Origin of the sequence: Streptomyces sp. ADI96-02 (assembly GCF_003846185.1) — a bacterium.
Classification (GTDB): domain Bacteria; phylum Actinomycetota; class Actinomycetes; order Streptomycetales; family Streptomycetaceae; genus Streptomyces.
Genome location: NZ_ML123034.1, coordinates 2,911,821 through 2,936,680 on the forward strand (window position 1 = coordinate 2,911,821; position 24,860 = coordinate 2,936,680).

20 protein-coding genes, 1 tRNA gene and 2 pseudogenes are annotated in these 24,860 nt (G+C 70.2%); 7 read left to right on the plus strand and 16 right to left on the minus strand.

What is annotated here, in order from left to right:
* Positions 1-106: 106 nt before the first annotated feature.
* The 3 genes from EES43_RS12610 to EES43_RS31280 are packed head-to-tail and all read right to left on the minus strand — an operon-like array spanning position 107 to position 1,820.
* A complete protein-coding gene (locus tag EES43_RS12610) occupies positions 107-589 on the minus strand; it encodes an NUDIX domain-containing protein (RefSeq protein WP_206430042.1) in 483 nt (160 codons plus the stop codon).
* A gap of 10 nt (positions 590-599) precedes the next feature.
* The gene (locus EES43_RS31275) at positions 600-1,304 is read right to left on the minus strand and encodes a hypothetical protein (protein WP_241192395.1); all 705 of its coding nucleotides are present in this window, start codon (positions 1,302-1,304) and stop codon (positions 600-602) included.
* A gap of 27 nt (positions 1,305-1,331) precedes the next feature.
* On the minus strand, positions 1,332-1,820 hold the full coding sequence (locus tag EES43_RS31280) for a helix-turn-helix domain-containing protein (protein WP_241192396.1): 489 nt from the start codon (positions 1,818-1,820) through the stop codon (positions 1,332-1,334).
* A gap of 209 nt (positions 1,821-2,029) precedes the next feature.
* Between EES43_RS31280 and EES43_RS12620 the strand changes: the two genes are divergently transcribed.
* The 6 genes and pseudogenes from EES43_RS12620 (at position 2,030) to EES43_RS12640 (ending at position 5,015) form a co-directional block, all read left to right on the plus strand.
* Positions 2,030-2,560: a phosphotransferase gene (locus EES43_RS12620; RefSeq protein WP_241192397.1), complete on the plus strand. Its 531-nt coding sequence runs from the start codon at positions 2,030-2,032 to the stop codon at positions 2,558-2,560.
* A complete protein-coding gene (locus EES43_RS31285; protein WP_241192398.1) occupies positions 2,527-2,754 on the plus strand; it encodes a hypothetical protein in 228 nt (75 codons plus the stop codon). The genes EES43_RS12620 and EES43_RS31285 overlap by 34 nt, the downstream gene beginning before the upstream one ends.
* Before the next feature lie 80 nt (positions 2,755-2,834).
* On the plus strand, positions 2,835-4,088 hold the full coding sequence (locus tag EES43_RS12625; protein ID WP_124268825.1) for a methionine adenosyltransferase: 1,254 nt from the start codon (positions 2,835-2,837) through the stop codon (positions 4,086-4,088).
* Entirely contained in the window at positions 4,088-4,456 is a 369-nt protein-coding gene (locus EES43_RS12630; RefSeq protein ID WP_206430043.1) for a hypothetical protein, read from the plus strand. The genes EES43_RS12625 and EES43_RS12630 overlap by 1 nt, the downstream gene beginning before the upstream one ends.
* Positions 4,432-4,584: pseudogene (locus EES43_RS31290) on the plus strand (serine/threonine-protein phosphatase); the annotation flags it as partial. The gene EES43_RS12630 and the pseudogene EES43_RS31290, both read left to right, overlap by 25 nt.
* A gap of 71 nt (positions 4,585-4,655) precedes the next feature.
* A complete protein-coding gene (locus EES43_RS12640) occupies positions 4,656-5,015 on the plus strand; it encodes a hypothetical protein (RefSeq protein WP_124268826.1) in 360 nt (119 codons plus the stop codon).
* A 103-nt stretch (positions 5,016-5,118) separates the two neighbouring features.
* Here EES43_RS12640 and EES43_RS12645 read toward each other — a convergent pair whose 3' ends face one another.
* From EES43_RS12645 to EES43_RS12670, 6 genes and pseudogenes are all read right to left on the minus strand, one after another.
* Entirely contained in the window at positions 5,119-5,430 is a 312-nt protein-coding gene (locus tag EES43_RS12645) for an SCO5918 family protein (RefSeq protein WP_069752083.1), read from the minus strand.
* Positions 5,431-5,486: 56 nt separating this feature from the next.
* Complete coding sequence (locus EES43_RS12650) at positions 5,487-5,891, minus strand: CBS domain-containing protein (protein ID WP_124268827.1); 405 nt, start codon at positions 5,889-5,891, stop codon at positions 5,487-5,489.
* A gap of 46 nt (positions 5,892-5,937) precedes the next feature.
* Positions 5,938-7,455 (minus strand): DEAD/DEAH box helicase, encoded by a 1,518-nt coding sequence (locus EES43_RS12655; protein WP_124268828.1) that lies wholly within the window; start codon positions 7,453-7,455, stop codon positions 5,938-5,940.
* 325 nt (positions 7,456-7,780) lie between these two features.
* Positions 7,781-7,984: a cold-shock protein gene (locus EES43_RS12660; protein ID WP_097933814.1), complete on the minus strand. Its 204-nt coding sequence runs from the start codon at positions 7,982-7,984 to the stop codon at positions 7,781-7,783.
* Between the two features lie 519 nt (positions 7,985-8,503).
* Positions 8,504-8,842: a helix-turn-helix domain-containing protein gene (locus EES43_RS12665; RefSeq protein WP_124268829.1), complete on the minus strand. Its 339-nt coding sequence runs from the start codon at positions 8,840-8,842 to the stop codon at positions 8,504-8,506.
* A 1,216-nt stretch (positions 8,843-10,058) separates the two neighbouring features.
* Positions 10,059-10,712: pseudogene (locus EES43_RS12670) on the minus strand (hemolysin III family protein).
* A gap of 382 nt (positions 10,713-11,094) precedes the next feature.
* On the opposite strand from EES43_RS12670, the gene EES43_RS12675 reads away from it, so the two are divergent.
* Positions 11,095-11,649, plus strand: coding sequence for a hypothetical protein (locus EES43_RS12675; RefSeq protein WP_206430044.1), 555 nt, complete (start codon positions 11,095-11,097; stop codon positions 11,647-11,649).
* Positions 11,650-12,242: 593 nt separating this feature from the next.
* Here the strand turns inward: EES43_RS12675 and EES43_RS12680 are convergent.
* The 7 genes from EES43_RS12680 to EES43_RS12710 all read right to left on the minus strand — a co-directional run bounded on the left by EES43_RS12680 (position 12,243) and on the right by EES43_RS12710 (position 24,752).
* Positions 12,243-12,316, minus strand: a tRNA-Thr gene (locus tag EES43_RS12680).
* Between the two features lie 109 nt (positions 12,317-12,425).
* Positions 12,426-13,955, minus strand: coding sequence for an alpha/beta hydrolase (locus EES43_RS12685; RefSeq protein WP_124268830.1), 1,530 nt, complete (start codon positions 13,953-13,955; stop codon positions 12,426-12,428).
* A 163-nt stretch (positions 13,956-14,118) separates the two neighbouring features.
* The gene (locus tag EES43_RS12690) at positions 14,119-15,324 is read right to left on the minus strand and encodes a DNA polymerase III subunit delta' (protein ID WP_124268831.1); all 1,206 of its coding nucleotides are present in this window, start codon (positions 15,322-15,324) and stop codon (positions 14,119-14,121) included.
* Positions 15,325-15,518: 194 nt separating this feature from the next.
* The gene (gene tmk / locus EES43_RS12695; protein ID WP_124268832.1) at positions 15,519-18,896 is read right to left on the minus strand and encodes a dTMP kinase; all 3,378 of its coding nucleotides are present in this window, start codon (positions 18,894-18,896) and stop codon (positions 15,519-15,521) included.
* Between the two features lie 429 nt (positions 18,897-19,325).
* Positions 19,326-22,214 carry a type I DNA topoisomerase gene (gene topA / locus EES43_RS12700; protein WP_124268833.1) on the minus strand — a complete coding sequence of 963 codons (2,889 nt, stop codon included), beginning with the start codon at positions 22,212-22,214 and terminating at the stop codon, positions 19,326-19,328.
* Between the two features lie 281 nt (positions 22,215-22,495).
* Positions 22,496-22,693 (minus strand): hypothetical protein, encoded by a 198-nt coding sequence (locus tag EES43_RS12705; protein ID WP_124268834.1) that lies wholly within the window; start codon positions 22,691-22,693, stop codon positions 22,496-22,498.
* A 532-nt stretch (positions 22,694-23,225) separates the two neighbouring features.
* Entirely contained in the window at positions 23,226-24,752 is a 1,527-nt protein-coding gene (locus EES43_RS12710; protein ID WP_124268835.1) for a DUF7059 domain-containing protein, read from the minus strand.
* Positions 24,753-24,860 lie beyond the last annotated feature (108 nt).

Below are 24,860 nucleotides of genomic sequence, written 5' to 3' on the forward strand. Positions count from 1 at the left end.
AACGACTCAGGACACTAGGGAAAATCTGGTCCTGTGGCCATTGTCGTGCAGATGATGTCTGTCGGGACAGTCCTTGCTGGGCGAAGCCGCGCCCTCGCCTATGAGGTCAGCGCGCTGCGTGCGGTGCCACCCCGTGTTCCAGGTATGCAGTCATGCCGTTAACACGGGACTCGATGCCAGCGGCGATACGCCTCACCAGGCGGGGGATGGTGAGCTCGGACAGCTCTCCTGCGTCGTGGAAGGCATACCCACGGAGCTCGTCTGTCTGCAGCGCAATGTGCCGACACTCGTCGGCGCCGAGACGGCCCCCGTCGAAGAGGTAGAGGACCTTGTCGCCCTCTCCCGGGTTCGGTGCCCAGTCCACGACGAGCAGGCGCCCGATGGCGGGCCTGATGCCCAGCTCCTCATGGACCTCGCGCACGCAGGCTTGCATGGGGGACTCCCCATGCTCGACGTACCCCCCTGGGATATCGCGGTAGTCCTTGTAGGAGGGCTCGACGAGAAGGACCCGGTCGGCGTCATCGACGAACAGCGCGCCGGCCGCCATGCGCGGGTGGGCCATCTTCGCCTCGTGCTCGTTCTCGGTCACGGGACGGACTCTAACCGCCGACCACGCCGAGTCTGCGAGCCAGGTCTGCCACTGGCTGGGACGGGCGGCCTCTGGTGCCGCGGACCCAGCCAATGACCAGCTCCCGGCTCAGGTAGTGGTGGCGTACCTGTTCCGGCGCGATCTGCTCAGCGTCCAGCAGAGTGGTCAGGGCCTCGTCGGTCCGGTTCCAGGCGCTGAGTGCTCGGGCCACTTCCAGGCTGTGCCGCACGCGTCGTTCTGTCGGCAAGCCACTGGTGTCAATGCGTTGCCCGAGGTCCGCGGCTATCTGAAGGTCCCCGAGCTCTCCTGCGGTGGCGACACAGTGGATGGACATATTGGTAGGGCCGAAGGCCGTCCACAGATGGTTCGCGTCGGTGCCCAGTCGCTGTGCGGCCTCACCGGCCTCACGGAGGAAGGTCTGCGTCGTCGCCCGATCCTCTGCCCTGGCTGCCGCCATGGCGCCGGCGAGGAAAAGCGTGCCGTAGACCGAGAGGTATTCGTCATCCGCCGCGCCCAGGCCAGGCTGCATGGTGTCCGCCGCGTCGTTCGCCAGCTGGATCGCGGCGGTGAATCGGCCGGTGGTCATCAGACAGTGTGTGACCGCTCGGAGGAGCGAGCCCGTCACTGTGCTCTGACCACTCTGTTGTGCGGCCGCGAGGCCGCGGTCGGCGGCGATCCACGCCAGTTCCGACTCCCCCACCTTCCCCAGCACCATGGCCGCACCGTGGTAGGCCAAGGCGAGTTAGGCATACGCCTCCCGGCCTTCGTCCCCCGAGTACACGCGGGAGGCGGTAAGCGCATCGGCCAGAACGAGCGGAAGCCGCCGAGTGGCATACCCATAGCGCGACACCTGGTAGGCGTCGAGGGCTTCTTTCACGTTGACCCGGAGATCCTCCAGTGTGGGCGGTTCATCGTCGGGTGGGGGCCCGAGCAAGGGTGTGAGCTGCTTGTAGTCCATGAGGGCTTCGCGCAGAGCGGGGACCGTACGGCGCCCGCTGTCGTTCGACCACTCCATGAGGGTCGGCTCAGAGAGCAGGTCTCCGAGGGAAACGTCGAGCGCCTCGGCGAGTGAGGTGATCACCGAGAGGCGGTCGAGCTCGATCCGGTTGTTCTCCGCTTTGCTCAGCCAGTCCGTGGTGCGTCCGACGAGGCCGGCCAGGACCTCCTGGGAAAGGCCACGCCGACGTCGGTACCAGGCGACGCGCTCGCCGATGGTCAGGTTCTCCGTCATCCCTCGCATGTCCTGAGCATCACCTCGTGGCCGGAAAGGACCCTGGAAAGTTTTTCCAGGGTGCTGCGGGACGCCGTACCTACTGTCGCAGTAGAGCGAGAACGCCGCCGGGCAAAGCCGCCAACTCTGTTTCAACCGGCTGGCTTTGATGATCAGTCCTGCTTCTCGGACGCGAGTAGGACACGTCCCGCTGAATGGAGGTGAGGAGGGTGTACAGCACGAAGCTGACGGAGTCGGGGATCGTGCCGGAGTTCGGTCCATTCGGACCGGTAGTGCTCAAGCCGTACTCCAGGACGCGGTTCGCCACGGACGGCCGTGCCTTGCTGAAGGTCTACGTGGGCATCGAGCCCGAGGGCCGACGCCTGCGCGAGGCCACGACGATCGAGCGCGCCGCACTCCGGGGTATCTCCGTCCCGGCGATTCTTGCCACGGAAAACGGCGAGGGCAGGTCATGGACAGTGTTCCGCACGGTGGCGGGCAAGCCGTGCTCGACAGGTACGCCCGAGGCGGCGGAGGAGTACATCGGGCACGTCATGGCGGTGAGCGGCAGGCTCCACCGGCCCACGGCTGGTACCACCCCGGGCTCCGGCTGGGGAACACCACAAGCCAGCCCTACCTCGTCACGTCAGTTCCTGCTGGATCAGTTCTCCGCCCGCTGCCGCTGGCTGCCCTGGTGGAAGGTGCTGACCGAACCCTCCGGCCGGGTGTGCCGGCCGGACACGTACCGATCGACCTGCTGACCCGGATGCCGTTCAGCGGCCCGGTCCTCGTCAGGCGCCTGCTCCTCTGGCTCGATCGCCGTAGGACCCAGGACATCGATCTCGTCTCCACCCACGACATCCGCCGAATCGCCGCCGAGGAACAGGCCGCCCCCGCATACAGGTCACTTGCCCAGACGGTCGAGTTCCTCCGCGCCGCCGACGTTCCCCGCTGAACCCCTCACCGCACCGCTCGTCCAGGCGTGCTGACGCCTGCGCCCTTCCCCTTCCGACCACCCCTGAAAGGAAGTTCGTGATGCCTCGTACGAGCACGATCATCGACAACAGCCACCTCGTCATCGACACCGCTATGGCCAGACCGGACACGACGACCATCGTCGAGCGGAAGGGCCTCGGTCACCCGGACACCCTGGCAGACCACCTCGCCGAGCGGCTGTCCCGCGCCTACAGCCACCACACCGTCGCATGCTTCGGCGCGGTGTTGCACCACAACTTCGACAAGCTCGCTCTACTCGATGGGGCCAGCGAGGTTCGGTACGGGGCCGGCAGGATGACGGCTCCCGTACGCGTCCTGGTGAACGGGCGGGCAGCACCCGTGTGTGGGGGCGAGACGATCCCGGTCGAGGAGATCGTCGAGGCCGAGGTCAGGGCCTTCTTCGCGGAGCGGCTTCCCGAGGTGGCGAACCACCTTGACATCGTCTTCAACATCACCAGCAACTCCATCCCGGGCGCCGTTCTGACGGACGACAGGGTCCCGGACCGCACGCGCTGGTTCAATCCGCGCTCCGTAGACGACCTCCGCGAGCGGCGGGTGAGGCTGTCGAACGACACCTCGTTGGGAACCGGCTGGGCTCCGGAGAATGCATTCGAGTCCTTCGTCCGCGAGCTGGCCAACCACTTCTCCGGGGACAGCGACTTCACCCGCGCCCGCGCATGGTGCGGTTCCGACGTCAAGCTCATGGGCTACTGGGGCGGTGACCAGGCCGACGTGGTGCTGTGCGTCCCGCAGAAGTCGCGCCATGTCACCAGCCGGGCCGAGTACGTCCGCAACGCGGAGACCGTCCTGGCCGAGTGCCATCGGATGGCCAACCTGCGGCTACCCGGTGCTCAGGCACGCTTCCGGCTCAACGCCCGTGACGTACCGGAGCGGGACGAGCTGTACCTGACGTACACCGGAAGCTCGATCGAGTCGGGGGACGAGGGCGTGGTCGGGCGCGGCAACCGGGTCAACGGGCTGATCACGCCACTGCGGCCGATGAACCTGGAGGGTGCCAACGGCAAGAATCCCGTCTACCACGTCGGCAAGCTCTACAATATCGCCGCCCAGCGCCTGGCCGAGCGACTGCACGAGGCAACGAACGGGCACGCAGAAGTGCACCTGGTCAGCAGCACCACGGGTCAGCGTCTCGATCAGCCGTGGCGCATCCTGGTGCGTCTCTCCGCCCATGACGCCGAGGTCGACAAGGTGCAGGCACTCGTCGCGGAGACGCTGGGCGAGTTCCCCGCGCTGACCGACGAGCTGGTCTCCGACGGGATCGTGCTGAGCTGATGACGAAGCGGACGCTCGGAGAGATCCCCGCCGGCTGCCGGCAGCGATTGCTCGCGCACTACGGGCCCTCCGCCCAGCGGTGGCTCGACGCCGCCCCGGGGCGGCTGGCGCAAGCGGCGAAGCGCTGGAAGCTGACCCTCACCGCCTATCACGACGCCGGACACGCCTCGGTGATCGCGACGGCGACCTGCCTCGACGGGCGTCCGCTCCTTCTCAAGGCATGGCTCGACCCCGCCCGCTACCACCGCGAGGTGGACGCGCTGCGCCTCTGGGCCGGTGGACCGACCATCGGTGTCGTGGAAGCCGCTGATGACCTGGCCGTGGCGGCCCTCGAACTCGTCGGCGTCTGGACGACGACGCCACCGTGATGTGTCTGGACTGGTACGGCACCAAGTCCACCCGCCGCGACGCGGACCACGGCGCCGACGTCTCCGAAGCTTCCCCGACGGCAGGACAGCACACCTCTCCCTCACCGGCCGCAGGACCTCGAAGCTGAAGGTGCCCGGCCTCATGCCCGTAACGCAGCGCGGGAGGGCCTGCCAATGTTTGACGAATATAATCGGCCCTATGTCGAAGCCTGACGCGCTGCTTGTTGACGTTGCCGCCCTGGTGGAATCCGGGCGCAGCAATCAGATGGCCCTGACCGTGGTCGCCGGTGGAGCTGTCATCACGGGCCGGCTGGCACCCGAGGCCGTCTGGAGGCAGCGGGTGTCGGAGGTCCTTGCGGACTCGGCCCGCCTAAGCGACTTCTCCGCCACGTTCACCGCCGCTGCACCCGAGGAAGGGCCGCCCACGCACCTGCACTTCCACGTGGCGCGGATTCTGCAGGGCACGGTGGGGATCCCGGAGACGGGCGGGATGTACCGGGTCGCGATCGAGGACGTCAGCGCCTGGACGATGGGCGACTTCAGCTACTCCGACCACTGAGACACTGCCGGGCCGGACTGCTCCAGCACACGGTGAGGGGCCGCCCGGATGTTCCGGACGGCCCCTCACCACTGCTTGCCGGCGGCTCACGCCTGCCCGTCGCTCAAGCGGCCACAGGCGCGCCGAGCATCGCGGATGCCTGTTGCAAAGGATTGAGAACGCGAGTGGGTGCCGGGGCCGGGGCCAGGTCGCGGCAGGTGAAGCCGAGCTGGGTCATGGCCCGCAGTACTTCTCCTGCGCTGAAGTCGCGGCGGTCCTGGCGTGTGATGACCTGTCCGACCTGTTTGACGGGGTAGGTCCGTCGGCCGATGATCACGGACTCGCCGGGAGCGTGCTCGGGCTTGATGCCCTTCATCGATTCCAGGACGCCGCTCCTGGTGAGGTCGAACGGGAAGCGGGCGATGACACAGCGCATGATGCCTCACAGGGAGAGGAACGAAGAGGGAGTGGTTCTGCCGCGGATGGGACGGCTCAGCGGGCGAGGGCGAGGACGCCCAGGGCGCTGCCGTGTTCGTCGACCACGGGCAGGGCATCGACGTCGCTGTAGCGCATCATGTGCCCGGCTTCGGCCATGGTGGTCACGGGCGAGGTGAACGGCCCTCGGTCGCCGAGGATGTCCCGCAGCCGGCCCCTGTCCGAGTACGCGGAACCGTCACGAGCTGCTGCAAGCTGGGTGTGGGTGACCAGTCCGGTACACCGGCCGCTGTCGTCGCAGACAAGCAGATGCCCGGTGCGGGCACTGGCCATGACGGACAGGGCCACCTCGACGGTCATGTCATCACATACCTGCGGCCCGGCGGTGTCCATGGCATCGGCGACCGTCCTGCCTACGGCAGTGGCATTCGTCGTGCGGGGCTGCATCTGGACGAGCGTCAAAAGGTGCCTCCTGCAGCGGTGGGTGAGTTTCCGGATCACGGAGTTCTCAGGCTGCGGCGTCGAAGGAGGACTGATGTGCGGTCACGCGCCGGGCCGCGGAGGCGGGGCTGCGCCGGCCGCGAGAGGATGCGCTGCGGCTGCGCTCACGCCGCGCGACTACCGGCGCGGTGATCGTCACAGGAATGCCGGAGGGGGCCTGGGCGCCGGTGATGCGGCCGAGTGCCTCTTCGCCGGAGCGAACCTGGGTGGTCTGGGGCACGATGCCGGCGGCGGTCATGAGGCGGGTCATGTCGCGGCGCTGGTTGGGTGTGACCAGCGTGACGACGCTGCCGGACTCCCCTGCCCGCGCGGTTCGGCCGCCGCGGTGAAGGTAGTCCTTGTGGTCGGTCGGCGGGTCGACGTTGACGACGAGGTCGAGGTTGTCGACGTGGATGCCGCGCGCGGCGACGTTCGTGGCCACGAGCACGGTGACGTGCCCGGCCTTGAACTGGGTGAGGGTCCGGGTGCGCTGGGACTGCGCCTTCCCGCCGTGCAGTGCGGCGGCCCTCACACCGCTGGCCAGCAGGTGGTCGGTGAGCTTGTCCACGGCCCGCTTGGTGTCCAGGAACATGATCACCCGGCCGTCGCGGGCGGCGATCTCGGTGGTCGTACGGTTCTTGTCCGCGCCGTGCACGTGGAGCACGTGGTGCTCCATCGTGGTGACCGCACCGGCGGAGGGGTCGACGGAGTGGACGACCGGGTCGGTGAGGTAGCGGCGGACCAGGCGGTCGACGTTACGGTCCAGGGTGGCGGAGAACAGCATCCGCTGGCCCTCGGGGCGGACCTGGTCCAGAAGCTCGGTGACCTGGGGCATGAAGCCCATGTCGGCCATCTGGTCGGCCTCGTCCAGGACGGTGATCGCGACCTGGTTCAGCTGGCAGTCACCACGGTCGATGAGGTCCTTGAGCCGGCCCGGCGTCGCCACGACGACCTCGGCTCCGCCGCGCAGTGCGTTGGCCTGCCTCCCGATCGACATGCCGCCGACGACGGTGGCCATACGCAGCCTCACAGAACGGGCGTAGGGGGCCAGGGCGTCGGTAACCTGCTGGGCCAGCTCACGCGTCGGCACGAGGACCAGGGCCAGCGGCTGACGGGGCTCGGCCCGCTGACCGGCGGTGCGAGCCAGCAGGGCCAGTCCGAAGGCGAGGGTCTTGCCGGAGCCGGTGCGCCCGCGTCCCAGGGCGTCGCGGCCCGCGAGGGTGTTGGGCAGGGTCGCCCCCTGGATCGGGAACGGGACGCTCACACCCTGCGCGGTCAGCGCCGCCAGCAGCTGCGCCGGCATGTCGAGGTCGGCGAACGCCTCGACGGCGGGAAGCGCGGGAGTGACCGTGACCGGCAGGGCGAACTCGCCCTGGACCGCGGCGGGCCGCCGCCCCTGGCCACCCGAGCGACCCGAACCGCCGGAACGGGCCGGGGCAGCGGAACGGGTCGGGACGGTCGAGTTGAAGCGGCTACCGCCCCGGCCGGAGTCGGCGGTACGGCTGCGGGCACGGGAAGAGCGATTGTTCGTACGTGTGGGGTTCATTCAGAACCTTCCTTGATACGGCACGTATCAAGGAATTCCCGCAGCGGAAGAACAGCGCGGGGAATCACAAGAACGGGCCGAGCAGAATGGAGAATCAAATAAGACCTGCGGTTGATCCCGGGTTGGGAGGCAGGCCATGGAACGGGCGACGCCATAGGGGCGAGGAATCCAGTTCCACCGGTAGGCGGGACTCGAAAGGAATGGGCAGCGAGAAAACTAGGCGGGCGGGGGTTTCACCGCAGGTGGCACCACTCCGGGGGAATGCCCGGAGCTGGGGTCCGCACCCCGAAGGATGCGGGCCCCAGCCACGAAGTACGCGTCAGCGTCAGGCGGGAACGATGTTCTCGGCCGTCGGGCCCTTCTGGCCCGGTGCGATGTCGAAGGTGACCTTCTGGCCTTCGATCAGCTCACGGAAGCCCTGGGCGGCTATGTTCGAGAAGTGGGCGAACACGTCAGCGCCGCCACCGTCCTGCTCGATGAAACCGAAACCTTTGGCTGCGTTGAACCACTTCACAGTGCCTGACGCCATGTCATATCTCCTTCGGGGCAGGTACGTCGGAATCCGTCATGCACGGATGCCGCGTCGCCGCGATGATGCCCCGCCCGGAGAAAACCGGAAATACAATGAAGCTTCCACTGGTCGGAAATACCCACGCAGAAGCTTGAAGTTTTTGGGAACCACAACTGCAACCGAGACCGACAGTAGCATGCCGTAATGGTCCGCGTACGGTGAAAAATTCCAGTCTCTTCACTGCGGTAAAAACACTCCCGGCGCGGCGCATTGAACCCTCACACCGTGGCCATAGATATCGGCCCGCCCCGAGCGCAGCGTTGCTGTGAAGGGTGCTCACCCTTCACAGCACGGGGATGCCGACCGTTTTGTCGGCGGCGACAGACTGGAGCTCACGGTAGCCCGAAGGGCGCCTCACGAACGGGGCGGTACGCGTCCGGGAAGCTGCCTCTGACGCCGCAGCCGAAGCCCGTCCTCAAGCTCACTTCCGGCAGGTGAGTCCGACACCTGCCGGTCTTCCACCGGGCGCGCGGCGCTTCAGCCCGAGGTCGGCATGCCGGGCGGATTGGCGTCTCGGTGGTGTTCGGCGTTGATCCGCTGGGCTTCCTCGAGTTGGTCCTCGAGGATGACGATGCGACAGGCGGCCTCGATCGGGGTACCGCCGTCGACGAGTTCGCGGGCGCGGGCGGCGATGCGGAGCTGGTAACGGGAGTAGCGGCGATGGCCGCCCGCGGAGCGCAGGGGCGTGATGAGGCGGGCTTCGCCGATGGCGCGGAGGAACCCTTGTGTGGTGTTGAGCATCTCGGCTGCCCGACCCATGGTGTAGGCGGGGTAGTCGTCGTCGTCGAGACGGCCGAACGAATCGTCTGCTGTCATCTGTACCTTCCTGTGGAACACGCGTCGGAGGGGCCCGGGTGCCATGTGGCACCCGGGCCCCGAAGGAACTGCTACACCATCAGCCGGCCTTGATCAGCTACGCCGGCTCTGTGTTTCCGCATACCTGCCGGGAAGAGGTCCGGGGTTGCGGGGATCGCGGTTGCTTGACCGGAGACCACCTCACTCACGATGTCCTGCGGTACCCGGGCCCAACACTTCCGCCCGGGCGATCCTGATGGCGCTCAACTCCTCCGTTCTTTCCCTCTGGACAAACCACTTCCGTACTCCTGGTGGCCTCTCACAGCGCCACTCCGGCAGCCAGCCCCGTCGCCCATCCTGCATCTGCTCTGGCTTAGAACCCCACTGCCGAACTTCTCGGTACGCGCGCCGCAGCCTGACGCCATTTACCGAGGGACCACTCGTACTGCGGACTGCACTTGCCTTCTGCGGTTCTGCTCACGGCAGCCCCTGAAAACGGCGGGCCACCCGGTCCGGTCGTCGGCCCCGTCGCCCTCCTGCAAGAACCCTGGCTTCGGAACTCCACCACCGCACCGACCTGCACACTGCAACTACTGAGTACTGCTGCCTGGCAGTTCATCTCTGCAAGGCCCTGCCGTCCTTCTTGCTTACGATAGAAACCATAGCCACACCGCACCTCAATGTCTACCTCAGCCAGCACAGATTTTAAGACGCTAGCGGGAAAGGCTCTCTGCCTGAGCCACCGGCGGAGCGCAGATGGGTCATCCCAGCCAAGACCCTCGCACCCGGCCACGGCCGTTACCCGCAGCCGGGCACATCCGGTCGGATCGCGGCCGGACAGGACACAGGCCCCGTTCAGACAGGACTCAGCACGGACGGCGGAGGCCAGGGTGGCTTGATGGAGACGGTGAGCGTCGACGTCTCACCTGCCTGCTCGGCGACGGCACCTGCCCTCTGGACCTGCTCACCTATCCGCCTGCCCGGACAGCATCACGGTGGCCGTCCTCGCCAGCAGCCTGCGGGCACTGCGCATGCGCACCCCGACCTGAACGGCGACACGGGAGGCTTCGACCGCCCGTGGTCAGCCGACTCGCCCGCGCCACCGTGGTGGCTCACCGGACATCCGGTGGCAAGACGTCAGCGCCGACCTCGCCCGGTGACACCGCGGCCCTGGAACACGCCGGTAGAACATCGCGGTCGGTAGCACGGCGGATCGCCCCTCGAGAGCGGCGGCTGGTCAGTAGGCGGCCAAGAGGATGGCGATGTAGTGCGCGGTGAACGCTGCCACGGTGAGCGAGTGGAAGACCTCGTGGAAGCCGAACCAGCGGGGCGAGGGGTCGGGTCGCTGGATTGCGTAGACGACCGCGCCCGCGCTGTAGAGGAGACCGCCGGCCACGACCAGGGTGAGTGGGCTGCTCCTCCGGTGTGCAGGAAGTCGGCCAAATACCACACAGGCGCCCACCCCAGGGCCAGGTAACACGGGGTGTACAGCCAGCGTGGCGCTCCGACCCACAGGAGCCGGAACGCGATGCCGACCAACGCGCCCGCCCACACGGTCCACAGCAGCACGGACCTGTCGTTGGGCGGCAGAAGCAACGCGGCCAGGGGGGTGCAGGTACCGGCGATGATCAGGAAAATGTTGGCGTGGTCGAGGCGTCGCAGGAGAGCCTCCCCCAGTGGCCCCAGGTACCGCGGTGGTAGATGGCGCTTGTCCCGAGCAGCAACCAGGCAGTGACCGCGTAGACGGTGCAGGCCCAGATCGCCTACGGCGTGCGAGCCAACCAGATGAGCGCGATGCCCGCGATCAACGAGGCGGGGACCATCCCCGCATGCAGCCAGCCACGCGGCCTCGGCTTGACCGGCTCCACCATGTCGACAGCCTCTCCACCAGAGCAGCGAACGGATGACCACTCTTCGCTCCATCGTCACCCTGTGCTTCGCGGGGCTGAGCGACTTCGCCGCGCTCTCCACGCCCTGAGCCGACGTGGACACCTCCGGCTCCAGCTGCATTGCGGGACACGGCTTCCCGACCTTCACCGGACTCATGAGCGTCACTGGCAATCATGCGCCCATGCTAGAAAAGCCCACCCGAAAGCCTTCAAGAGGTCCGGGAGAAAGGGCTCGTCGCCGATGCGGCACCGACGCCGCCAGACGAACCCCCCGCAACTCCGACGTCGGTTGGGCCTTCCGGAGCCGAATAGACCGACCGGCCGTGGGGAACGATCAGGGCTCCCGAACCAGCATCTCCGCTCGCCCACCCGCAAGGAGCGCCCATGCTTCCTGAAGTTCGCCCCCACCTGTCCACCCCTCTGGCCGATCAGTTGGAGCATCAGCTGGGCCCCGCTCCGGAAACCGGCCAGGTCGACGTGGAGCGCGTCGCAGGCATCGCAGTCGTCGCGGCTGCCCACTCGGGTGGCTACGCGGCAATCGGTCATCTCCTCGGACTGCTGGCCGCGCTCCCCGCCCCTACCGAGGCAGGAGAACGCTTTTGGTCGGACCTGTGGAGGTCTTCGGGAACCGCCTACCTACTGCCCGCCACTATCAAGGCCGGCGTACTCGAATCACTGACGGGCGAGGGAACCACCCTGGCCCGACAGATTCTCTCGGCCGTCGACGAGATGACCCCGCCCCAACGCCTCGCAGCCGGAGAGGTGATCGGCCAAGCCCTCATCGAGTCGGACCACCTGCCCGACCTCAAGACACAGGTCATCGGCGAACTATGGCTCCGCGATCTCGAACTCACCGCGTGGCACGTCCTGCACGCCGACCGCAGGTCGGACGATCCTGTTGGGCGGAAAGCCTTCCTCAAAGCTTGGTCGAGCGTCTGAAAACAGGCTCTAGCGCTGGACTCGGCAACGGTGTGTCTGCTGCGGATGGCCGCCACCAGTGCGGGTTCGCACAGCTGGGTCGTGAGTGAGGTGCCGCAACCCTGCGGCACACCACGAGGTGCTTCCCCTTAGAGCACTCGGCCCAGACCACAGCGATCGCTGCGCTCCCGCACACGGCGAGGGACATGACGGCCGACAGCGACCAGCAGGCTGGTGGAACAGCGACTGGCAGCTACGGCTCAGAGGCTTCTTCCTTATGTCGGACCAGCACAGAAAGCACTCCGGCCGAACCGCCCCTCCGCAGGCCCTGAAGCCTTCCCCTTCCCGCGGAAGGCGCAGGATTCCCTGACATAGCGTCAAGCACGCTTGTCCACCGGCTGTCCACCGGAGTAGGTGACCACTCGGTCACCAGGGCGCTCAACTGCACCAGAACTGCAGGTCAGAGCCTTGCCGAAACTCACAGGCCACAGCGCAACGAACCTGCGACCTACGTATTGGGGCGAACAGACCATAAGTGACCGATCGACCGTGATACCACGGTCACCCAAAGGGAAAACCCCAGGTCACGGGCGATGTGACCTGGGGTTCTTCTGAGCCGCCTTCGGGATTCGAACCCGAGACCTACGCATTACGAGTGCGTTGCTCTGGCCAACTGAGCTAAGGCGGCGCGCCCTGCCGCACTATGGTGCGATCAGCAGCGACGCCAAGTCTACACAGTTTCCAGGGGTGCTCCGTACCGGGTGCTCCCGGACTGGTTTGCGCAGGTCAGGAGCAGGTCACGAGCACTTCTTGCCGTCCGTGGGGGGCGTGCCCTCCAGGAGGTACCTGTTGATCGCCGTGTCGACGCAGTCACTGCCCCGGCCGTACGCGGTGTGGCCGTCGCCGTCGTACGTGAGCAGGGTGCCCGAGGAGAGCTGGTCGGCGAGGGAGCGGGACCACTTGTACGGGGTGGCCGGGTCGCGGGTGGTGCCGACCACGACGATCGGGTCGGCGCCCTTCGCCTCGGTGCGGTGCGAGGTGCCGGTGGCCTTCGTCGGCCAGTACGCGCAGTTCAGGGATGCCCAGGCGAAGCCGCGGCCGAAGACCGGGGACGCCTTCTCGAAGCCCGGGAGGGCCTTCTCGACGGCGTCGGGGCCGTCGAACGCGGGCGGCAGGTCGAGGCAGTTCACGGCGGCGTTGGCGAACATGAGGTTCGCGTACTTCCTGTTCGGCTCGCGCTCGTAGTAGCTGTCGGCCAGCGAGAGCAGACCGGAGCCGTCGCTGCGCCGGGCTCCTGCCAGGGCCTCCCGCAGCTGCGGCCAGGCCGCCTCGTCGTACATCGCGGCGATCACCCCGGTGGTGGCCAGGGCCTCGCCCAGCGGCCGGTCGTCTCCCGTCGGGATCGGCTTGGCGTCCAGGTCGGCGAAGAGCCGCTTCAGCTCGGTCGCCGCGTCCGCCGTGGACGTCGTGCCGAGAGGGCAGTCGGGCTGCTTGACGCAGTCGGCGGCGAAGGACTGGAAGGCCCCTTCGAAGCCGGCCGTCTGGTCGCGGTTCATGTCGATCGCCTTCAGCGACGGGTCCATCGCACCGTCCAGGACGAGCCGCCCGGCCCGCGCGGGGAAGAGGTCCGCGTACGTGGCGCCGAGGAACGTCCCGTACGACGCGCCGACGTAGTGGAGCTTCCCGTCGCCGAGGAGTGCGCGCAGCACGTCCATGTCCCGGGCCGTGTCGACCGTGGAGACGTACGGAAGGATCTCGCCGGACCGCTTCTCGCAGCCCGCCGCGAACTTCCGGAACGCCTCGCTGAGCTTGTTCACCTCGGCGTCGTCGTCCGGCGTCTGGTCGACCTGGGTGTAGGCGTCCATCTCCTTGCCGGTGAGGCATGCGACCGGCTCGCTGCGCGCCACTCCGCGCGGGTCGATGGCCACCATGTCGTAGCGGGCCCGCACCTGCGCCGGGTAGCCGAGCGCCGCGTACCCCTGGAGGTAGCCGATCGCGGAACCGCCGGGGCCGCCCGGGTTCACCAGGAGCGAGCCGATCCGCTTGCCCGGGCCGGTGGCCTTCTTGCGGGAGACGGCCAGCTCGATGTCGCCGCCGTCCGGTTCGTCGTAGTCCTTGGGCGCCGTCATCGTCGTGCACTCGAAGCCCTCGACCCCGCAGTCGCGCCAGCTCAGCTTCTGCGCGTAGTACGAGCCCAGCCCCTCGGGGGCCGCGGTGCCGGTGGCCGACGCGCTGGGCGTCGAACCGCCGCTGCTGCAGCCGGAGGCGAGGAGACCGGCCGTGCCGATCCCGATGGCGAAAGTGCGGAGCAGGCGCCTGGTATCCATCCAGCGAGCGTATCCGCCGGGTGACGAGTCGTCCGTTTCCCTGCTCATTCGGGTGAACATGTCTCGGTCGCCTCGCCCCCGCAGCTGCCCGGCCGCCCGGCACCGAGGCCCCGACCGTCCCGCGCGCCCCGGCCACTCCGGCCCGCCGGCCCCGGAGATCGTCTCAGCCCGCGCGCAGCGACATCGTCATGGCCTCCACCGCCAGCAGCGGCGCCACATTGCGGTCCATGGCGTCCCGGCACGCGATCACCGCCTCGATCCTGCGCAGCGTCTGGGCCGGGGTCGAGGACTCCGCGATCCGGTCCAGGGAGTCGTGCACGTCCACATTGGCGATGGCGATCCGCGAACCGAGCTGAAGCGCCAGCACATCGCGGTAGAACCCGGTGAGCTCGGTCAGCGCCAGGTCCAGGCTGTCGCGCTGGGTACGCGTCCTGCGGCGCTTCTGCCTGTCCTCCAGCTCCTTCATCGCCCCCGCCGTGCCGCGCGGCATCCGGCCTCCGGCGACCCCGCCGAGTGCCGTCTTCAGGTCCTCCGTCTCCTTGACGTCCACCTCCTCCGCCATCTGCTTGGCGTCCTCGGTGGCCGTGTCGATCAGCTCCTGCGCGGCCTTGAGACAGCCGCCGACGTCGGCGACCCGGAGCGGCACCTTGAGCACCGCGGCCCGCCGCGCGCGGGCCCGCTCGTCCGTGGCGAGGCGACGGGCCCGGCCGATGTGCCCCTGGGTGGCGCGAGCCGCGGAGTGCGCCCGCTCCGCATCGACGCCGTCGCGCCGGATGAGCACGTCGGCGACGGCCTCCACCGGAGGCGTACGCAGGATCAGGTGGCGGCAGCGGGAGCGGATCGTCGGCAGCACGTCCTCCAGCGAGGGTGCGCACAGCAGCCACACCGTGCGCGGCGCGGGTTCCTCGACGGCCTTCAGCAGCACGTTGCCCGCGCCTTCGGTGAGACGGTCGGCGTCCTCCATGACGATCACCTGCCACCGGCCGACCGCCGGCGAGAGCTGGGCGCGACGGACCAGGTCCCGGGTCTCCTTCACGCCGATGGAGAGCAGATCCGTGCGAATCACCTGCACGTCGGCGTGCGTACCGATCAGGCTGGTGTGGCAGCCGTCGCAGAAGCCGCAGCCGGGAGCGCCGCCCAGGGCCCGGTCCGGGCTGGTGCACTGGAGCGCTGCGGCGAAGGCGCACGCCGCCGTGGACCGGCCGGAACCGGGCGGTCCGGTGAACAGCCAGGCGTGGGTCATCTTCGAGCCCGGCGGCACCGGCTTCCCCTCGGAGACCGCGGTGACCAGCGCGTCGGCGTCCTTCGCCGCGGCGGCCAGCTGCTCCTGCACGCGGTCCTGTCCGACGAGGTCGTCCCATACGGTCATGGGTCACCGCCCTTTCCGATGGTGTCGTGCGGTACGGCGAGCGACGGCAGCGGAGGCACGCCGCCGGGGTGTCGGTGTCGATGTCCATTGTGAAGGACGCCTCTGACAATCCCGCGCGCTCACCCGACAGTCGCAGTCCCGCCCGCTCACCCAGGGAGGGGTGAACGGGCGGGACTGTCGGAGTGCGGAACGGGTCAGCCGCGCGGGCGCCGGCCCCCGCCCCGCGGCCTCTCGTCGTCGTCCGGTTCGCCGAGCAGTTCGTCGGCGAGCGTGGGCAGGTCGTCCAGCGGAGTCTCCTCGGCCCAGTCCGAGCGGGGGCGCTTGCGGCGGCTGCGCTCGCTCTCCCGCTGTTCGCGGGCCGCCCGGTCGGCCTCCGGATCGCTGACCTGCGGCAGCTCGCGCGTGCGCTCGTTCTCGCTCTCGGCCGGCGAGGCGGCGGGCCGCTCGTCCCGGAAGTAGCCCCGGGGCACGCGGTCGGAGGGCTGGTCGTCGCGCACGGGCGGCAGCACCGCCGTCTCCTCGGCGTCCTGGACGGCATGCCGGTCGGTGACCCGGGGCAGCATCGCCGTCTCGTCGTCCGCGAGCGACTTCCGGCCGGAGTCCGAACGGTTCCCGGAGTCCGTACGGTTCGGAGAGCCTGTACGCCCCTCGGAGCGCCCACGATCCTGGGCGGGCCGGTCGCCGTCGTCCCCGGTGCGCCGGTCGTCCTCGGGACGGGCCTTCGGCACCGGCTGGGTGACCTCGTTCGGGTTCACGACCGGCGTCGGCACCGTGATCTCGTTGTCCGGCACGGACGGGCCCTCGGAACGGCCCCCGGACCGCGAGGCTGTCCCCGAACGGCCGGACTCCGCGGAACGAGCAGCGTCGGAACGGGCCGCCTCAGCACGAGCCGCCTCCGCACGAGCGGCCTCCGCACGAGCCGCCTCCGCTCGGGCCGCCTCCGCACGGGCCGCGTCCGCTCGCGCGGCCTCCGCCTGGGCGGCCTCCGTACGAGCAGCCGCCTCGGCCTCGGCCCGGCGACGCGCCTCCTCGGCACGCACCAGGGCCTCCTCCGCCCTGCGCTGCTTCTCCAGGCGAAGCGCCTCGGCCTCCTTGCGCTGCCGGGCCTCCTCCTCGGCCTGCCTGCGCAGCCGTTCCTGCTCGGCCTCGCGGGCCCGCTCCTCGGCCTCCAGCCGACGGCGGTCCTCCTCGGCACGGCGGCGGGCCTCCTCGGCGCGCTGCCGAGCCTCCTCGGCCTGGCGTTCGGCCTCGCGGCGGCGGGCCTCCTCCAGCTCGCGCTCCTTGCGCTCCTCCTCCTCGGCGCGCAGCCGGGCGAGCTGTTCCTGGCGCTCACGCTCCAGCCGCTCCTCCTCCGCCTTGCGGGCCGCTTCCTCCTCGGCCTTGCGCCGGGCCTCCTCCTCGGCCGCCCTGCGCGCCTCCTCGATGGCCTGGATCTCGGCCTCGGAGAGCGGCAGGAGCTGGTCGAGGCGGTGCCGGACGACCGCGGTGATCGACTCCGGCTCCTGACCGGCGTCCACCACCAGATAGCGCGTCGGGTCGGCCGCGGCCAGCGTAAGGAAGCCGGACCGCACCCGGTCGTGGAACTCCGCCGGCTCCGACTCCAGCCGGTCCGGCGCCTCGGTGAACCGCTCCCGCGCGGTCCGCGGGTCGACGTCCAGCAGGACGGTCAGATGCGGTACGAGGCCGCCCGTCGCCCAGCGCGAGATCCGGGCGATCTCGGTCGGGGCCAGATCCCGTCCGGCGCCCTGGTAGGCGACGGAGGAGTCGATGTACCGGTCGGAGATGACGATCGCGCCGCGCTCCAGGGCCGGGCGGACGACGGAGTCGACGTGCTCGGCGCGGTCGGCGGCGTACAGCAGCGCCTCGGCGCGGTTGGAGAGACCGGCGGAGGAGACGTCGAGCAGGATCGACCGCAGCCGCTTGCCGATGGGCGTGGCCCCGGGCTCACGCGTCACGACGACCTCGTGGCCCTTGCCCCGGATCCAGTCGGCGAGCGCTTCGACCTGGGTGGACTTGCCGGCCCCGTCGCCGCCCTCCAGGACGAGGAAGAAACCGGTGGTGGCGGGCGCGACCGCCGGGTCGCCGCCGCGCAGCGCCTCGCGCAGGTCGCGGCGCAGCGGCACCCCGGCCCGGTCGTCCGTCTTGGCGAGGACGATCGCGGCGACCGGCAGCAGCAGTGCGCCGATCAGCATCAGCGCGTAGGCCGCTCCGCCGTGGGCGAAGACGAAGTCGCCGGAGCCCAGGCGGTGCCGTCCGATCGCGGCGGCGAGCAGCGGCCCGCCGACGGCTCCCAGCGCGACGGACACGCGGACGACGGCCTGGAGGTGTTCGGTGGTGCGGGCCCGCCGGAACTCCTCGGTCTCCTGGTCGACGACCGCGTGCCCGATGTTCGCGGCGACCCCGGCGGCGTATCCGGCCAGCAACGCGATCGCGAGGCCGGTGGCCGTGTCCGGGACCAGGCCGAGTGCGAGGAGCGCCAGTCCCGTGACGGCGGTCGCCAGCGCGAGCAGGCGGCGGCGCGACAGGGCGGGGAGCACCTTGCGGGCCGTGCGGATGCCGAGGGCGGTGCCGCCGGTGAGCCCGAGGATCAGCAGGGCGAAGGTCGCCGGTCCGCCGCCGAGGTCGACGGCGTGCAGCGCGGAAACCCCGCCGGCCGCGGCGATGGCCCCGGCGATGGCGGCGCAGACGCCGACGACCAGCGGGAGGGAGCCGGTGCGGCCCTTGTCGGGTCCGCTGCCGGAGGTGGGCCGGCGCAGCCCCTCCAGGGGCGAGCGCGGCCGGGGCGTCTGGGTACCGGGCAGTTCGAGGAAGTAGAGGACGGAGATGGAGGCGGAGAACAGACCGGCCGCCACGTAGGAGGCGAGGGCCGCCTGGTGGAAGGAGAACCACTCCAGGCCGGAGCCGAGGAGGTTGCCGACCAGCGTGGCCGCCAGCAGGACGACCGCGGCGGCGGGTACGGCGAGGAAGTTGGTGCGCAGCGACAGCCGGCGCAGGGCGTCGAGGTGATCGGGCAGCGGGCGTACGGCAGCGCCTTCGATGGGCGGTGGGGGCAGCAGCGCGGGGGCGGCGCTCTCCTTGGCCACCGCCCACAGGCGCTCTGCGGCACCGGTCACGAAGACGGTCACGAGGATCAGCGTGAGCGCCTGGTCGGGCGTCCAGTCGATCCACAGGGGGGCGATGACCAGGGCGGCGAGCCGCAGCCCGTCCACCCCGATCATCAGCCATCGCCGGTCGAGTGGCCCGCCGGGTGCCGTGAGCGATGTCAACGGCCCCAGGAGTACGGCTCCGAAGAGCAGGGTGGAAAGGATCCGGGCGCCGAACACGGCGGCGACGGCGAAGGCCGCCCCGCGGTATCCGGTGCCGAATGAGCCCTCAAGGACCGCCGCTTGCAGCGACAGCAGCACCAGCACGAGAAGGGCGAGTGCATCGCCGATACCGCCGACGAGCTGGGCGCTCCACAACCGCTTCAGCGGGGGAACACGCAACAGGGCTCGTACGGCGCGCTCGCGTGAGTCTGCGGCAAGTGTGTCGGAGGTGGGGCTCACGACCGTTGGCTGCTCGGCTCGCGTCATCCGCCCAGCCTATCGGCAGTGGTGCGGTGGCTGTCGGCGCGTCCGAACATATGGTCGCCGAGTTCCTGTATGAACGCTTTTCGGACGCCGCCGGGCCGCCAGGCCGGGCACGCCGTGTACGGATCCGGAACGGGAACGGCGCCGGCGGGACCGGAACCAGGGAACGGAGACGACCCAGGGAACGGAAACGGACGGAACGGGCGGGCGGGCAGCGGAGGGGAGGAGCCCGGGTCCGCACCGCCCCCGTATCCGTCCCGTCCCCCCGCGCCCGCCCCCGTACCCGACGAGGAGCCGAGGGGCAAGGAGTCGACGGGCAGGGCCGAGAAGCCGACGGGCAGGACCGAGGAGGCCGGGGGCCGACCCGCCGAGGGGAGGCCGACCCGCCGAGGGGAGGCCGACCCGCCGAGGGGGGGCCGACCCGCCGCCCCGTCAGTCCTCGGTGGCGGCCGAGGCGGAGGCGGTCCTCTTCGCCGTCGCGGCCTTCGTCGCCGTCTTCTTGGCCGTGGTCGCCTTCTTCGCGGTCGTGGTCTTCTTCGCCGCGGTCTTCTTGGCCGCCGTGGTCTTGGTGGCCGTCGTCTTCTTCGCGGCCGTCTTCTTGGCCGTCGTCTTCTTCGCCGGGGCCTTCTTCGCCGTCTTCTTGGCGGGTCCCTTGGCGCGCTTCTCGGCCAGGAGCTCGTAACCGCGCTCCGGCGTGATCTCCTCGACGCTGTCGCCGGTCCGCAGGGTCGCGTTCGTCTCGCCGTCGGTGACGTACGCGCCGAAGCGGCCGTCCTTCACCACGACCGGCGCACCGCTGACCGGGTCGGTCCCCAGTTCCTTCAGCGGCGGCTTGGCCGCGGCCCGGCCGCGCTGCTTGGGCTGGGCGTAGATGGCGAGGGCCTCGTCGAGCGTGATGTCGAAGAGCTGGTCCTCGGAGGTCAGCGAACGGGAGTCCGTGCCCTTCTTCAGGTACGGGCCGTAGCGGCCGTTCTGCGCGGTGATCTCCACCCCCTCGGCGTCCTCGCCGACCACGCGCGGCAGCGACATCAGCTTGAGGGCGTCGGCGAGGGTCACCGTGTCCAGCGACATGGACTTGAAGAGGGAGGCGGTGCGCGGCTTCACCGCGTTCTTGCCGGTCTTCGGCGTGCCCTCGGGCAGCACCTCGGTGACGTACGGGCCGTAGCGGCCGTCCTTGGCGATGATCTGGTTGCCGCTGACCGGGTCCGCGCCGAGCTCGAAGTCGCCGCTGGGCTTGGCCAGCAGCTCCTCCGCCAGCTCGACCGTCAGTTCGTCGGGCGCCAGGTCCTCGGGCACGTCCGCGCGCTGGTGGCCCTCGGAGTCCTTCTCGCCGCGCTCGATGTACGGGCCGTAGCGGCCGACGCGGAGCTTGATGCCGTTGCCGACGGGGAAGGACGAGATCTCCCGGGCGTCGATCGCGCCGAGGTCGGTGACCAGTTCCTTCAGGCCGCCGAGGTGGTCGCCGTCGCCGTTGCCCGCGTCCGAGGCGGACCCGGCTCCGGCCGTGTCGTCGGCGGAGGCCGCGCCGAAGTAGAAGCGCTTGAGCCACGGCACGGACTGGGCCTCGCCCCGCGCGATGCGGTCGAGGTCGTCCTCCATACGGGCGGTGAAGTCGTAGTCGACGAGCCGGCCGAAGTGCTTCTCCAGCAGGTTGACCACGGCGAAGGAGAGGAAGGACGGGACGAGGGCCGTGCCCTTCTTGAAGACGTAGCCCCGGTCCAGGATGGTGCCGATGATCGAGGCGTACGTCGACGGGCGGCCGATCTCGCGCTCTTCGAGCTCCTTGACCAGCGAGGCTTCGGTGTAGCGGGCGGGCGGCTTGGTGGCGTGCCCGTCGACCGACACCTCCTCGGCGGAGAGCGCGTCGCCCTCGGCCACCTGCGGCAGCCGCCGCTCGCGGTCGTCCAGCTCGGCGTTCGGGTCGTCCGCGCCCTCGACGTACGCCTTCATGAAGCCGTGGAAGGTGATCGTCTTGCCGGACGCGGAGAACTCGGCGTCGCGGCCGTCGCTCGCCCGGCCGCCGATCTTCACGGTGACGGAGTTGCCGACGGCGTCCTTCATCTGGGAGGCGACGGTCCGCTTCCAGATCAGCTCGTAGAGCCGGAACTGGTCCCCGGTCAGCCCGGTCTCGGCGGGCGTGCGGAAGCGGTCGCCGGAGGGGCGGATCGCCTCGTGCGCCTCCTGCGCGTTCTTGACCTTGCCGGCGTACGTACGCGGCTTGTCGGGCAGGTAGCTCGCCCCGTACAACTGCGTGACCTGCGCCCGCGCGGCGGAGACCGCCGTGTCGGAGAGGGTCGTGGAGTCGGTACGCATATAGGTGATGAAGCCGTTCTCGTACAGCTTCTGCGCCACCTGCATGGTCGCCTTGGCGCCGAATCCCAGCTTGCGGCTCGCCTCCTGCTGGAGGGTCGTCGTACGGAACGGCGCGTACGGCGAGCGCCGGTACGGCTTCGACTCGACGGACCGGACGGCGAAGCTGGAGTCGGCGAGCGCGGCGGCCAGGGCGCGGGCGTTCGTCTCGTCCAGGTGCAGGGTCTGGGCGGAGCCGGCCTTGAGCTGCCCGTCGGGGCCGAAGTCGCGGCCCTGGGCGATTCGCCGGCCGTCGACCGCGCTGAGGCGGGCGGTCAGGGTCGAGGGGTCGGAGGCGTCACCGGTGCGGCCGGTGGCGAACGTGCCGGTCAGGTCCCAGTACTCGGCGGAGCGGAAGGCGATGCGCTCGCGCTCCCGCTCGACGACGAGCCGGGTGGCGACGGACTGGACGCGGCCCGCCGAGAGCTTCGGCATGACCTTCTTCCACAGGACCGGCGAGACCTCGTAACCGTAGAGGCGGTCGAGGATGCGGCGGGTCTCCTGGGCGTCGACCATGCGCTGGTTGAGTTCGCGCGGATTGGCGACGGCGGCCCGGATCGCGTCCTTGGTGATCTCGTGGAAGACCATCCGGTGGACCGGGACCTTGGGCTTGAGGACTTCCTGAAGGTGCCACGCGATGGCTTCGCCCTCGCGGTCCTCATCGGTGGCGAGGAAGAGTTCGTCGGACTCGGCCAGGAGCTGCTTGAGCTTCCTGACCTGGGCCTTCTTGTCCGCGTTGACGACGTAGATGGGCTGGAAGTCGTGTTCGACGTCCACGCCGAGGCGGCGTACCTCGCCGGTGTACTCGTCCGGGACCTCCGCCGCGCCGTTCGGGAGGTCGCGGATGTGCCCGACGCTCGCCTCGACGACGTATCCGGGGCCGAGATAGCCCTTGATCGTCTTCGCCTTGGCAGGCGACTCGACGATGACGAGTCGGCGGCCGCCCTGTGCGGTCTCGCTGGTCGGGGACAACTTCGCTCTTCTCTCCGGTCGACACTCGATGGGCATCCGGGCAGCGTGGGAATGCTGCGCGCGGTGCTGTCGCTGCGGAGTGTGACGGTACAACCCGCCCCCGTGTCAAACGGCAAAAGCCCGCAACGGCCACTCGAACGGTAACCCGACTTCCGCCATTCCTGCCGCCCGGACCGTCGGGTCCACGCCGTGCACCTTCACGGCCTGCGGCTTTTCGGCGGCGCTCGCGGCGCCTTCCCGGCACCCCGCCGTCCCGGGCGTGGCACGGCCGGGGGCCGGAATCAGACGAGCGTGAAACACCACACGCCGAGGGCGAGGAAAACTACGCCGAAAAGCGTGGCGAGTGCGGTGGAGGCGGTGGGGCTCACACCGTGAAGCACCGGCGCGCGATGGGCGACGCGCGCCCCCGTCCAGGCCAGGAGAGCCGTACCGAACAGGGCGAAGGCCCCACTGGCGAAGACTGCTGAAACGCTCTCCATGTCGTAACCCCTCGGCCGTCGCGGCGCCTGGCCCGGGGACCGCCCCGGGGCTCGGTGCCGGACCTTGGAGGCGGCCCGGCACGGGGAGGCTGCCACCCCGGGGCATCGACGACACGAACCCCGGGTGAACAGCACTCTCCCGCTGCCGGACGGCACACGGTCGGGCGCATGAGCGGTCGGGCACGCCGGGCGCGCCGGGGCGGAGGGAAGGCCGTTTCGTACGGCGGTGGCGGTGGCCGGGGCGGCCTGGGACCGGAACCCCGACGGAAGCGGAACGCGGACGACCGCTCCACGCGAAGCGGCTGGTGGGGAGGCACGGGCCGGCGGGGCGGACCCGGGAGGGGCACGGGAACGGAAGGAGGAACGGGAGCCTCCACGATCTCCGGTCCAAGGCCCGTGCCCGCCCCGGCACGGGCCCACGCCCGCTCGGGCCCACGCCCGCTCCGGCCCGGGTCCCGCCGACCCCGGCCCAAGGCCCGCGCGCCGGCCCCGGCCCCGGCCCGCGACCTACTCACTCTCCGGCGCGGGCGGCCTACGCCGCCCCCGGCCCGGCGGCCGGCACCGGCTCCAGGAAGCCCTCCTCGACCAGCACCCGGATCGCCTGCGGGGTGCGGTCGCGCAGGAGCACCGGATCCTCGTTCATCAGCTGGGCGATGGCGTCCAGGATGCGCCCGGCGGGCAGCGAGCCGTCGCACACGCCCGCGAACCCGGCGCCGACCGCGTCGACCTTGGTCGCCCGCATCATGCCGCGGTGCTGGCGCAGCACCACGTGCTCGGGGTCCTCGGCGCCGGGCATCCCGACCTGCTCCTGCACGACCTCGTCGGCGAGGACGAAGTGCCCGGCGAGCAGCGCGGCGTCGTCCTGGTCGCGGAGGTAGTCCTGACGGGCGAAGTGATCCTGGACGGCCTGCCCGAGCGGCTGCTGCACGGCGTGCGGCCACTCCTCGACGACGATGGACGGACGGCCCGCGGCAGCGGCGGCGGACTTGCGCAGCGTGATCCAGCCGAAGCCGACCGAGGTGGTCCCGCGCGCCTCGAACTCGTCCAGCCACGCCGCGTACCGCTCGGCGTACTCGGCGGGGTCGCCGCGGTGGTCGCCGCTGTCACGGAGCCACAGCTCGGCGTACTGCGTGACGTCCTGGACCTCGCGCTGCACGATCCACGCGTCGCAGCCGTCCGGCACCCAGGAACGCAGCCGGTCCTGCCACGTCTCGCCGTCCACGTGCTGCCAGTTGGCGAGGAACTGGGCGTAGCCGCCGTCGTTCAGGTGGTCGCCGGACCGCCGCACCAGGGTGCGGCACAGGTCGTCGCCGCCCATGCCGCCGTCCCGGTAGGTGAGGCGGGCGCCGGGAGAGATGACGAAGGGCGGGTTGGAGACGATCAGGTCGAAGGTCTCCGTGCCGACCGGCTCGAACAGCGAGCCCTCGCGCAGGTCGGCGGGGGCGGCGCCGGACAGGGCGAGGGTGAGGCGGGTGAACTCCAGCGCCCGGGGGTTGAGGTCCGTGGCGGTGACGCGGGCGGCGTGCTGGGCGGCGTGCAGTGCCTGGATGCCGGAGCCCGTACCGAGGTCGAGGGCCGAGGCGACCGGTGTGCGGACGGTGATGCCGGCGAGGGTGGTGGACGCTCCGCCGACTCCGAGGACGACGCCCTCCTCGCGCGAGCCGATCCCGCCCGCGCCGCCGACCGCGCATCCGAGGTCGGACACGATGAACCAGTCCTCGCCGTCCGGACCGCCGTACGGGCGCACGTCCACGTTGGCGCGGACCGTGTCGCCCGCCTGCGTCACCCAGCCGTCCCGGACGCACTCCTCCAGGGGCAGGGCGGCACGGGCCTGTTCCTGTGGCACGGGGTTCTGGAGGAGGAACAGCCGCACCAGGGTGTCGAGCGGCGACACCCCGCGTGTGGCCCGCAGGGCTGGAACGGTCTCGCTGCGGGCGAGGGCGGCGTAGGCGGGTCCGCCGAGCCGGTCGAGGAGGCCGTCGGCGGTGAAGTCGGCGGCGAGCAGGGCCTCGCGGAGGGCGGCGGCATGGGCGGGTGCGGGAAGACCGGTCTTACTCACCCGCCCATTGTGGCCGCTCCCACCGACAACGGCAGCGGCCCGGACACACGGAAGGTGTCCGGGCCGCTGACGTACGGCGTCGGCCAGACCGCTGAGGCACGGCGCTGT

What these genes read in the sequence shown, in the direction of transcription:
- EES43_RS12665 (WP_124268829.1), bottom strand. Translation starts at nt 8,842, where the DNA reads ATGACAGCAGACGATTCGTTCGGCCGTCTCGACGACGACGACTACCCC.
- EES43_RS12630 (WP_206430043.1), top strand. Translation starts at nt 4,088, where the DNA reads ATGACGAAGCGGACGCTCGGAGAGATCCCCGCCGGCTGCCGGCAGCGA.
- EES43_RS12655 (WP_124268828.1), bottom strand. Translation starts at nt 7,455, where the DNA reads ATGAACCCCACACGTACGAACAATCGCTCTTCCCGTGCCCGCAGCCGT.
- EES43_RS12690 (WP_124268831.1), bottom strand. Translation starts at nt 15,324, where the DNA reads ATGACCGTATGGGACGACCTCGTCGGACAGGACCGCGTGCAGGAGCAG.
- EES43_RS12675 (WP_206430044.1), top strand. Translation starts at nt 11,095, where the DNA reads ATGCTTCCTGAAGTTCGCCCCCACCTGTCCACCCCTCTGGCCGATCAG.
- tmk (WP_124268832.1), bottom strand. Translation starts at nt 18,896, where the DNA reads ATGACGCGAGCCGAGCAGCCAACGGTCGTGAGCCCCACCTCCGACACA.
- EES43_RS12640 (WP_124268826.1), top strand. Translation starts at nt 4,656, where the DNA reads ATGTCGAAGCCTGACGCGCTGCTTGTTGACGTTGCCGCCCTGGTGGAA.
- EES43_RS12705 (WP_124268834.1), bottom strand. Translation starts at nt 22,693, where the DNA reads ATGGAGAGCGTTTCAGCAGTCTTCGCCAGTGGGGCCTTCGCCCTGTTC.
- EES43_RS31275 (WP_241192395.1), bottom strand. Translation starts at nt 1,304, where the DNA reads ATGGTGCTGGGGAAGGTGGGGGAGTCGGAACTGGCGTGGATCGCCGCC.
- EES43_RS12660 (WP_097933814.1), bottom strand. Translation starts at nt 7,984, where the DNA reads ATGGCGTCAGGCACTGTGAAGTGGTTCAACGCAGCCAAAGGTTTCGGT.
- EES43_RS31280 (WP_241192396.1), bottom strand. Translation starts at nt 1,820, where the DNA reads ATGACGGAGAACCTGACCATCGGCGAGCGCGTCGCCTGGTACCGACGT.
- EES43_RS12645 (WP_069752083.1), bottom strand. Translation starts at nt 5,430, where the DNA reads ATGCGCTGTGTCATCGCCCGCTTCCCGTTCGACCTCACCAGGAGCGGC.
- EES43_RS12685 (WP_124268830.1), bottom strand. Translation starts at nt 13,955, where the DNA reads ATGGATACCAGGCGCCTGCTCCGCACTTTCGCCATCGGGATCGGCACG.
- EES43_RS12625 (WP_124268825.1), top strand. Translation starts at nt 2,835, where the DNA reads ATGCCTCGTACGAGCACGATCATCGACAACAGCCACCTCGTCATCGAC.